18 protein-coding genes and 1 pseudogene are annotated in these 8,428 nt (G+C 66.4%); all 19 read left to right on the top strand.

Annotated elements, in window-relative coordinates; genetic code table 11:
• Positions 1 to 286 (top strand): annotated as a pseudogene (tuf, locus tag ABFC67_RS13755) (elongation factor Tu); the annotation flags it as partial.
• An 80-nt stretch (positions 287 to 366) separates the two neighbouring features.
• Complete coding sequence (gene rpsJ / locus ABFC67_RS13750; protein WP_062536468.1) at positions 367 to 678, top strand: 30S ribosomal protein S10; 312 nt, start codon at positions 367 to 369, stop codon at positions 676 to 678.
• Positions 679 to 698: 20 nt separating this feature from the next.
• Positions 699 to 1,340: a 50S ribosomal protein L3 gene (gene rplC, locus ABFC67_RS13745; protein ID WP_346738597.1), complete on the top strand. Its 642-nt coding sequence runs from the start codon at positions 699 to 701 to the stop codon at positions 1,338 to 1,340.
• A gap of 11 nt (positions 1,341 to 1,351) precedes the next feature.
• Positions 1,352 to 1,954 carry a 50S ribosomal protein L4 gene (rplD, locus tag ABFC67_RS13740; RefSeq protein WP_346738596.1) on the top strand — a complete coding sequence of 201 codons (603 nt, stop codon included), beginning with the start codon at positions 1,352 to 1,354 and terminating at the stop codon, positions 1,952 to 1,954.
• Positions 1,951 to 2,244, top strand: a complete 294-nt coding sequence (rplW, locus tag ABFC67_RS13735) for a 50S ribosomal protein L23 (protein WP_346738595.1) — start codon at positions 1,951 to 1,953, stop codon at positions 2,242 to 2,244. The genes rplD and rplW overlap by 4 nt, the downstream gene beginning before the upstream one ends.
• A gap of 18 nt (positions 2,245 to 2,262) precedes the next feature.
• Positions 2,263 to 3,084 (top strand): 50S ribosomal protein L2, encoded by an 822-nt coding sequence (gene rplB / locus ABFC67_RS13730; protein ID WP_346738594.1) that lies wholly within the window; start codon positions 2,263 to 2,265, stop codon positions 3,082 to 3,084.
• Between the two features lie 12 nt (positions 3,085 to 3,096).
• Entirely contained in the window at positions 3,097 to 3,378 is a 282-nt protein-coding gene (rpsS, locus tag ABFC67_RS13725; protein ID WP_346738593.1) for a 30S ribosomal protein S19, read from the top strand.
• 11 nt (positions 3,379 to 3,389) lie between these two features.
• Positions 3,390 to 3,719 (top strand): 50S ribosomal protein L22, encoded by a 330-nt coding sequence (rplV, locus tag ABFC67_RS13720; protein WP_346738600.1) that lies wholly within the window; start codon positions 3,390 to 3,392, stop codon positions 3,717 to 3,719.
• Between the two features lie 16 nt (positions 3,720 to 3,735).
• A complete protein-coding gene (gene rpsC, locus ABFC67_RS13715; RefSeq protein ID WP_346738592.1) occupies positions 3,736 to 4,446 on the top strand; it encodes a 30S ribosomal protein S3 in 711 nt (236 codons plus the stop codon).
• 14 nt (positions 4,447 to 4,460) lie between these two features.
• Positions 4,461 to 4,874 carry a 50S ribosomal protein L16 gene (gene rplP / locus ABFC67_RS13710; RefSeq protein WP_346738591.1) on the top strand — a complete coding sequence of 138 codons (414 nt, stop codon included), beginning with the start codon at positions 4,461 to 4,463 and terminating at the stop codon, positions 4,872 to 4,874.
• Positions 4,874 to 5,059 carry a 50S ribosomal protein L29 gene (rpmC, locus tag ABFC67_RS13705; RefSeq protein WP_346738590.1) on the top strand — a complete coding sequence of 62 codons (186 nt, stop codon included), beginning with the start codon at positions 4,874 to 4,876 and terminating at the stop codon, positions 5,057 to 5,059. The genes rplP and rpmC overlap by 1 nt, the downstream gene beginning before the upstream one ends.
• A 10-nt stretch (positions 5,060 to 5,069) precedes the next feature.
• On the top strand, positions 5,070 to 5,336 hold the full coding sequence (gene rpsQ, locus ABFC67_RS13700) for a 30S ribosomal protein S17 (protein WP_346738589.1): 267 nt from the start codon (positions 5,070 to 5,072) through the stop codon (positions 5,334 to 5,336).
• 21 nt (positions 5,337 to 5,357) lie between these two features.
• On the top strand, positions 5,358 to 5,726 hold the full coding sequence (gene rplN / locus ABFC67_RS13695; protein WP_062536452.1) for a 50S ribosomal protein L14: 369 nt from the start codon (positions 5,358 to 5,360) through the stop codon (positions 5,724 to 5,726).
• 14 nt (positions 5,727 to 5,740) lie between these two features.
• Positions 5,741 to 6,055, top strand: coding sequence for a 50S ribosomal protein L24 (gene rplX / locus ABFC67_RS13690; RefSeq protein ID WP_346738588.1), 315 nt, complete (start codon positions 5,741 to 5,743; stop codon positions 6,053 to 6,055).
• An 11-nt stretch (positions 6,056 to 6,066) separates the two neighbouring features.
• Complete coding sequence (gene rplE / locus ABFC67_RS13685) at positions 6,067 to 6,606, top strand: 50S ribosomal protein L5 (RefSeq protein WP_346738587.1); 540 nt, start codon at positions 6,067 to 6,069, stop codon at positions 6,604 to 6,606.
• A 20-nt stretch (positions 6,607 to 6,626) separates the two neighbouring features.
• On the top strand, positions 6,627 to 6,932 hold the full coding sequence (gene rpsN, locus ABFC67_RS13680; protein ID WP_346738586.1) for a 30S ribosomal protein S14: 306 nt from the start codon (positions 6,627 to 6,629) through the stop codon (positions 6,930 to 6,932).
• 46 nt (positions 6,933 to 6,978) lie between these two features.
• Positions 6,979 to 7,374 carry a 30S ribosomal protein S8 gene (gene rpsH / locus ABFC67_RS13675; RefSeq protein ID WP_346738585.1) on the top strand — a complete coding sequence of 132 codons (396 nt, stop codon included), beginning with the start codon at positions 6,979 to 6,981 and terminating at the stop codon, positions 7,372 to 7,374.
• Between the two features lie 12 nt (positions 7,375 to 7,386).
• On the top strand, positions 7,387 to 7,914 hold the full coding sequence (rplF, locus tag ABFC67_RS13670) for a 50S ribosomal protein L6 (protein WP_346738584.1): 528 nt from the start codon (positions 7,387 to 7,389) through the stop codon (positions 7,912 to 7,914).
• 94 nt (positions 7,915 to 8,008) lie between these two features.
• A complete protein-coding gene (gene rplR, locus ABFC67_RS13665; RefSeq protein ID WP_346738583.1) occupies positions 8,009 to 8,362 on the top strand; it encodes a 50S ribosomal protein L18 in 354 nt (117 codons plus the stop codon).
• The last annotated feature ends 66 nt before the right edge of the window (positions 8,363 to 8,428 follow it).

Genomic DNA, 8,428 nt, shown 5'->3' with positions numbered 1-8,428 from the left:
GCCGCACACGCATTTCCAGGCCAACGTCTACGTGCTGAGCAAAGAGGAAGGCGGCCGGCACACGCCGTTCTTCCGCGGCTACCGGCCGCAGTTCTACTTCCGCACGACGGACGTGACGGGCGAGGTGATCCTGCCCGAAGGCGTCGAGATGGTCATGCCGGGCGACAACATCGTGCTTGAAGGCAAGCTGATCACGCCGATCGCCATGGAAGAGGGCCTGCGCTTCGCGATCCGCGAAGGCGGCCGCACCGTCGGCGCCGGCGTCGTCGCCAAGGTCATCAAGTAACGCGGACAGTACGACGGGGGCGGTGAGAAGCCGCCTCCGAAGCTACCGCACAACGCTCTTTAACGATTCAGGACACGGTTATGGCGAACCAGAAGATTCGCATTCGGCTGAAGGCCTTCGATCACCGGTTGATCGACCGTTCGGCGAGCGAGATCGTCGAGACGGCCAAGCGCACGGGCGCGCAGGTGCGCGGCCCGATCCCGCTGCCCACCAAGATCGAGCGCTACACCATCCTGGTGTCGCCGCACGCCGACAAGGACGCCCGCGACCAGTACGAGACGCGCACCCACAAGCGCGTGCTCGACATCGTGGACCCGAACGACAAGACCGTGGACGCGCTGATGAAGCTCGATCTCGCCGCCGGCGTGGACGTGCAGATCAAGCTCGGTTGAGCGCCTGACAGGATACGACGATGAGTATCGGACTGGTTGGCCGCAAGTGCGGCATGAGCCGGCTCTTCACCGAAGACGGCCGCTCGGTGCCGGTGACGCTGATCGAGGCGACGCCGAACCGCGTGACGCAGGTGAAGACCGAAGATAACGACGGCTACGCCGCCGTGCAGGTCACCGCGGGCACCAAGCGCGCCTCGCTGCTGACGAAGCCGGCCAAGGGCCATTACGCCAAGGCCAAGGTCGAGCCGGGCCGCGGGCTGTGGGAATTCCGCGTCGCCGCCGCCGATCTCGGCAAATACGCGGTCGGCGCCGAGATCAAGGCCGAGGACGTGTTCCAGGCCGGCCAGATGGTCGACGTGGCCGGCGTCACCAAGGGCAAGGGCTTCCAGGGCACGATCAAGCGCCACAACTTCACGATGGGCGACGCGACGCACGGCAACTCGCTGTCGCATCGCGCGCCGGGCTCGATCGGCCAGCGCCAGACCCCGGGCCGCGTGTTCCCGGGCAAGAAGATGGCCGGCCATATGGGCAGCGTGCGCCAGTCCGCGATGAACCTGGAAGTGGTCAAGGTCGACGCCGAGCGCCACCTGATCGCGATCAAGGGCGCGGTACCCGGCGCGACCGGCGGCGACGTGGTCATCCGCCCGGCGGCCAAGGCTTGAGGAGCGACGCCATGGAACTGAATGTCATCGGCGCCAAGCCCATGAAGGTTTCCGACGAGGTGTTCGGCGGCGAGTTCCGCGAGAACCTCGTGCACCAGGTCGTGACGGCCTACCGCAACGCGGGCCGCGCCGGTACCAAGGCGCAGCTCTCGCACAGCGAAGTGTCCGGCACCACCAAGAAGTTCAAGAAGCAGAAAGGCGGCGGTGCCCGTCACGGCGACTATCGCGCGCCGATCTTCGTCGGCGGCGCGCGTGCGTTCGCGGCGAAGCCGCGCGACTTCTCGCAGAAGGTCAACCGCAAGATGTACCGCGGCGCGCTGCGTTCCATCATGGCCGAGCTGAATCGCCAGGGCCGCCTGAAGGTGGTGGATACGCTCGACGTCGAGCAGCCGAAGACCAAGGCGCTGATCGCCCGTCTGCAGGAGCTCGAGGTCGGCCGCACGGTGATCATTTCCGAAGGCGTGAGCGAGAACCTGTATCTCGCCGCGCGCAACAACCCGCAGGTCCTCGAGGTCGTGGACGTCAACGGCATCAGCCCGGTTTCGCTGGTGCGCGCCGACCACGTCGTGATGACCGTCGATGCGGTGAAGAAGGTCGAGGAGTGGCTGGCATGAGCAACGAACGCATCCTCAGCGTGCTGCGCGCGCCGCGCATTTCCGAGAAGAGCGCGCGCATCGCCGAAACCAGCCAGTACGTGTTCGAGGTGGCCGCCGAGGCCACCAAGGCCGACGTGAAGGCCGCGGTGGAACAGCTGTTCGACGTCAAGGTCGCGGCGGTCAACCTGGTCAACGTCAAGGGCAAGGTCAAGTCGTTCCGCTTTCGCCCCGGCACCCGTGCCGGGATGCGCAAGGCGTACGTGCGGCTTGCCGAGGGCCAGACCATCGACATGATGGCCAAGGCCTAAGCCAGGAGCGGATTCCCAATGGCACTGATTACTCTCAAGCCAACCTCCCCGGGGCGTCGCGCCATGGTGCGCGTGGCCACGCCGGACCTGCACAAGGGCGCGCCGTATGCGCCGCTTACCGAGGCGCAGGCCAACACCGGCGGCCGCAACCATTTCGGTCGCATCACCACGCGCCATCGCGGCGGCGGGCACAAGCAGCACTACCGCCTGATCGACTTCAAGCGCGACAAGGAAGGCATCGCCTGCCGCGTCGAGCGCCTGGAGTACGACCCGAACCGCACCGCGCATATCGCGCTGGTCTGCTACGTCGACGGCGAGCGCCGCTACATCATCGCCCCCAAGGGCATCCGGCTGGGCGACCAGCTGATCGCCGGGCGCGACGTGCCGATCAAGGTCGGCAACTCGCTGCCGCTGCGCAACATCCCGGTCGGCACCACCGTGCACTGCATCGAGATGAAGCCCGGCAAGGGCGCGCAGCTGGCGCGCAGTGCCGGCGCCGCCGCGCAGCTGATCGCGCGCGAACAGGGCTACGCCACGCTGCGCCTGCGTTCCGGCGAGATGCGCAAGGTGCTGGTCGACTGCCGCGCCACGATCGGCGAGGTCGGCAACTCCGAGCACAACCTGCGCAAGCTCGGCAAGGCCGGCGCCAAGCGCTGGAAGGGCATCCGCCCGACCGTGCGCGGCGTGGTCATGAACCCGGTCGACCATCCGCATGGCGGTGGCGAAGGCCGCACTTCGGGCGGCCGCCATCCGGTCAGCCCGTGGGGCCTGCCGACCAAGGGCTACAAGACGCGTAACAACAAGCGCACGCAGAAGCTGATCGTGCGCCGTCGCAAGTAACGGGAAGCCGCCATGCCGCGTTCTTTGAAGAAAGGTCCGTTCGTCGACCTGCACCTGCTCAAGAAGGTGGAGGCTGCGTCCGCCGCCAATAGCAAGCGTCCGATCAAGACCTGGTCGCGTCGTTCGATGATCCTGCCCGAGATGGTCGGCATGACCATCGCCGTGCACAACGGCCGTCAGCACGTGCCGGTGCTGGTCAACGAGAACATGGTCGGGCACAAGCTCGGCGAGTTCGCGGTGACCCGTACGTTCAAGGGTCATTCCGGCAGCAAGAAAGCCGCCGCCACGAAGTAATGGGTGCCACGATGGAAGCTAAAGCGATCCTGCGCAGTGCCCGCATTTCGGCCCAGAAGGCGCGCCTCGTGGCCGATCTGGTCCGCGGCATGCCGGTGGACCGTGCGAGCAGCGTGCTCGAGTTCACCAACAAGAAGGCCGCGCACATGGTGCGCAAGGTCCTGCTGTCCGCCGTCGCCAACGCCGAGAACAACCTCGGCGCCGACGTGGACGAGCTCAAGGTCACGCGCATCTTCGTCGACGAAGGTCCGGCGATGAAGCGCATGCACGCCCGCGCCAAGGGCCGCGGCACGCGCATCCTGAAGCGCACGAGCCACATCACCGTGGTCGTCGGCAACTGAGATCGGGACGAAGACGATGGGTCACAAAGTTCATCCCACGGGTATCCGCCTCGGCATCGCCAAGGACTGGAACTCCAAGTGGTACGCCGGCAAGAAGGAATACGCCGAGTACCTGGCCGCCGATCTCAAGGTGCGCGAGCTCCTGAAGGCGAAGCTGGCCCAGGCCGGCGTGTCCAGGATCCACATCGAGCGTCCGGCCAAGACCGCGCGCGTGACGATCCACACCGCCCGCCCGGGCGTGGTGATCGGCAAGAAGGGCGAGGACATCGAGCGGCTGCGCAAGGAGGTCTCGGCGATGATGGGTGTGCCCACCCACATCAACGTGACCGAGGTGCGCAAGCCCGAGCTGGACGCGCAGCTGGTCGCCGAGTCGATCGCACAGCAGCTCGAGCGCCGCATCATGTTCCGCCGCGCGATGAAGCGCGCGGTCGGCAACGCGATGCGCCTCGGCGCGCTCGGCATCAAGGTCAACGTCGCCGGCCGCCTGAACGGCGCCGAGATCGCGCGCTCGGAGTGGTATCGCGAGGGCCGCGTGCCCCTGCACACGCTGCGCGCCGACATCGACTACGGCTTTGCCGAGGCGAAGACCACCTATGGCGTGATCGGCGTCAAGGTGTGGGTCTACAAGGGTGAGATCTTCGACCTTCATGCGGCGACGCAGGAAGCGGCGAAGGAAGGCGAGCGCGCCGAGCGCGGCGAAAGCCGGCGCGAGCGCGCCGCGAAGTAAGGAGCGTAGCAGCCATGCTGCAACCCAAGCGAACCAAGTACCGCAAGGTCCACAAGGGCCGTAACCACGGCCTCAGCTACAGCGCCAACCTCGTCAGTTTCGGCGAGTACGGCCTGAAGGCGATCACCCACGGCCAGCTGACCGCGCGCCAGATCGAGGCTGCGCGCCGTTGCATCACGCGCTACGTCAAGCGCGGCGGCAAGCTGTGGATCCGCGTGTTCCCGGACAAGCCGATCACCAAGAAGCCCATCGAAGTGCGTATGGGCAGCGGCAAGGGCAACGTCGAGTTCTGGGTCGCGCCGATCCAGCCGGGCCGCATGCTGTACGAGATCGAGGGCATCAGCGAGACCGACGCGCGCGAGGCGTTCCGCCTGGCCGCGGCAAAGCTCTCGGTGCAGACCCAGTTCGTGACCCGGGCGGTGGTGTGATGGAAACGAAAGAACTCCGTACGAAGTCGGCTGCCGAGCTGGGCGAGCACCTGCTCGACCTGCGCAAGGAGCAGTTCAACCTGCGCATGCAGAAGGGCTCTGGCCAGCTGACCCACGTCCACCAGCTGCGCCGCGTGCGGCGCGAGATCGCCCGCGCCAAGACGGTGCTGGGCGAGAAGAAGTGAGGAGCGCGCCATGAGCGACACCCAGAACAACGCGCGCACCATCGAAGGCCGCGTGATCAGCAACAAGATGCAGAAGACCGTGACCGTGCTGGTCGAGCGCCAGGTGCAGCACGACCTGTACGGCAAGATCATCCGCCGCTCGACCAAGCTGCATGCGCACGACGAGAACGGCGAATGCCGCGAGGGCGACCTCGTGCGCGTGGCCGAGTGCCGTCCACTGTCGAAGACCAAGCATTTCCGCGTGGTCGAGATCGTGGCCCGGGCCGCGCAGCAGTAAGGCGCCGAGGAGCGAATTGCCATGATCCAGATGCAGACCATGCTGGCCGCGGCGGACAACAGCGGCGCGCGTGAACTGATGTGCATCAAGGTGCTGGGCGGCTCCAAGCGCCGCTACGCCGGCATCGGCGACATCATCAAGGTCACCGTGAAGGATGCGATCCCGCGCGGCAAGGTGAAGAAGGGCGAGGTGTACAGCGCGGTCGTCGTGCGCACCACCAAGGGCGTGCGCCGCCCGGACGGCTCGTTGATCCGTTTCGACGGCAACGCGGCCGTGCTCCTGAACAACAAGCTCGAGCCGATCGGCACCCGCATCTTCGGGCCGGTCACCCGCGAGCTGCGCAGCGAACGATTCATGAAGATCGTCTCGCTGGCGCCCGAGGTGCTCTGAGCGAGGAGACAGACATGAACCGTATCCGCAAGGGTGATCAGGTTGTCGTGATCACCGGCAAGAACAAGGGCCAGCGCGGCGAAGTGCTGCGCGTCGCGGGCGACCGGGTGTTCGTGCAGAACATCAACCTGGTCAAGCGCCACACCAAGCCGAATCCGCAGGCCAACCAGCCTGGCGGCATCGTCGAGCGCGAGGCCTCCATCCATATCTCCAACGTGATGCTGTTCAACCCGGCTTCGAACAGGGGCGAACGCGTGGGCCACAAGACGCTCGATGATGGGCGCAAGGTGCGCACGTTCCGCTCTTCTGGCGAAGTGGTGGACGCGTAAGGACGCATGCCATGACGCGCCTCGAAAAGATCTACAAAGAGCAGGTGGTGCCGAAGCTGATGCAGCGCTTCGGCTACGCGAACGTGATGCAGGTTCCGCGCATCACCAAGATCACGCTGAACATGGGCGTGGGCGAAGCGGTGGGCAACAAGAAGGTGCTCGAGAACGCCGTGGCCGACATGGCCAAGATCGCCGGCCAGAAGCCGGTGACGACCAAGGCGCGCGTCTCGGTGGCGTCCTTCAAGATCCGCGACGGCTGGCCGATCGGCTGCAAGGTCACGCTGCGCCGCAACCACATGTACGAGTTCCTGGATCGCCTGGTCAACATCGCGCTGCCGCGCGTGCGCGACTTCCGCGGCGTGTCCGGCCGTGCGTTCGACGGCCGCGGCAACTACAACATGGGCATCAAGGAACAGATCATCTTCCCCGAGATCGACTTCGACCAGATCGACGCGCTGCGCGGCATGGACATCGCCATCGCCACCACTGCGAAGACGGACGAGGAATCCAAGGCGCTGCTGGAAGCGTTCGGCTTCCCGTTCCGCAACTGACACCAGAGCAGGATACCGGCATGGCCAAGACGTCCATGATCGAGCGCGACAAGAAGCGCGCCAAACTCGTCAAGAAGTACGCCGCCAAGCGCGCCGGACTGAAGGCGATCGTGCTGAGCCCCAAGTCCTCCTACGAGGAGAAGATGGAGGCCCAGACCAAGCTGCAGAAGCTGCCGCGCGACGCCAGCCCGACCCGCCAGCGCACCCGTTGCGCGCTGACCGGCCGCCCGCGCGCGGTCTACAAGAAGTTCGGCCTGGCGCGCAACAAGCTGCGCGAGGCCACCATGCGCGGCGACGTGCCGGGTCTGCGCAAGGCCAGCTGGTAATCCGGCGGATATCGGTGCTTAAGGGCATACACCAGGAATCACATTCATGAGCATGACTGATCCCATCGCCGACATGTTCACGCGCATCCGCAACGCCCAGGCCACGGGCAAGCGCAGCGTGAGCATGCCGGCCTCGAAGCTCAAGCTGGCCATTGCCGACCTGCTGAAGGCGGAAGGCTACGTCCTCGACGCGCAGAAGCGCGACGCCGAGGGCAAGACCGAGCTGGAAATCAAGCTGAAGTATTTCGAGGGCAAGCCGGCGATCGAGCGCATCGAGCGCGTCAGCCGTTCCGGCCTGCGCGTCTACCGCACCAAGGGCGAGCTGCCCAAGGTGCTCGGCGGCCTCGGCATTTCGATCATCTCGACCTCGTCCGGCCTGATGACCGACGCGCAAGCGCGCGCCAAGGGTCTCGGCGGCGAAGTGCTCGGCGTGGTCGCGTAAGGAGATCGAGCAATGTCGCGAGTTGCCAAGAAACCGATCGCGCTGCCGAAGGGCGTGGAATGCCAGATCGGCGCCGACGCGGTCACCGTGAAGGGCCCGAAGGGCACGCTGTCGATGCATGCGTTGCCCGGCGTCAAGGTCGCGCTCGCCAACGGCGAGGTGGTCTGCGAGGCCGCCGAAGGCGGCGAGAGCAAGTTCGCCGGCACCGCGCGCGCGCTGCTGGCCAACATGGTCAAGGGCGTGAGCAGCGGCTACGAGCGCAAGCTCGAACTGGTCGGCGTCGGCTACCGCGCCGCGATGCAGGGCAAGAGCCTCAACCTGACGCTCGGCTTCTCGCATCCGGTCGTGTTCCCGGCGCCGGAGGGCATCACGATCGAGACGCCGACCCAGACCGAGATCCTGGTCAAGGGTGCCGACAAGCAGCGCGTGGGCGAGGTGGCGGCGAAGATCCGCGCCTTCCGTCCGCCGGAGCCCTACAAGGGCAAGGGCGTGCGCTATGCCGGCGAGCACATCACCATGAAGGAAGCCAAGAAGGCGTAAGTACGCAATCCCTGCGTGGAGAAGCAGCCGTTCGCGGCAGCATTTTCCGACAGGGGCTGCCTGCAACAGCCGATCCGCTTCCCGGAGAACGACCATGGAAAAGAAAACCGCAAGACTGCGCCGCGCCAAATCCACCCGCGCCCACATCCGCCAGCTGGGCGTGCCGCGCCTGAGCGTGCACCGCTCGGGCCAGCACATCTACGCGCAGGTGATCGCGCCCTCCGGCGACAAGGTGATCGCCGCCGCCTCCACCGTGCAGAAGGCGGTCAAGGAAGGCCTGAAGGGCACCAAGAACCTCGCCGCGGCGGCTGCGGTGGGCAAGTCGGTGGCTGAGCGCGCTCGCGCCGCCGGCGTCGAGCAGGTCGCGTTCGACCGCTCGGGCTTCAAGTACCACGGCCGCGTCAAGGCGCTGGCCGACGCGGCGCGCGAGGCCGGCCTCAGGTTCTGAGGGCGGCGGTTCCTGACGATTCACTACAACTCCAAGCGGCACCAGCCGCAAGCAGAAGTCCCGGCC

This window comes from Mizugakiibacter sp., from assembly GCF_039680435.1.
Taxonomy (GTDB): Bacteria; Pseudomonadota; Gammaproteobacteria; order Xanthomonadales; family Rhodanobacteraceae; genus Mizugakiibacter.
This window is presented reverse-complemented; position numbering and strand designations above follow the sequence as displayed.